This is a genomic window from Cobetia sp. SIMBA_158 (genome assembly GCF_046566945.1).
In the GTDB taxonomy this organism is placed as follows: domain Bacteria; phylum Pseudomonadota; class Gammaproteobacteria; order Pseudomonadales; family Halomonadaceae; genus Cobetia; species Cobetia amphilecti.
This window is the reverse complement of the sequence record NZ_JAWJYL010001284.1, coordinates 1-227: the sequence shown is the minus strand read 5'-3', so window position 1 is coordinate 227 and position 227 is coordinate 1. Positions and strand designations below refer to the sequence as shown.

Below are 227 nucleotides of genomic sequence, written 5' to 3'. Positions count from 1 at the left end.
CTCGATAGCTCAGTTGGTAGAGCAAATGACTGTTAATCATTGGGTCACAGGTTCGAGTCCTGTTCGAGGAGCCAATAGCACATGCAGCATGCTTGAAATGTCAGCCTGATAGCATCCATGATGATGTCACTGACAGATGGATTTCCGGTCGTTCCTCGATAGCTCAGTTGGTAGAGCAAATGACTGTTAATCATTGGGTCACAGGTTCGAGTCCTGTTCGAGGAGCC

The 227-nt window shown here is 48.0% G+C and carries 1 tRNA gene; it reads left to right on the top strand.

Features of this window, described 5'->3' with window-relative positions:
* The first annotated feature begins 152 nt into the window (after positions 1-152).
* Positions 153-225: transfer RNA gene (locus R2R70_RS23860), tRNA-Asn, on the top strand.
* Positions 226-227: the final 2 nt, after the last annotated feature.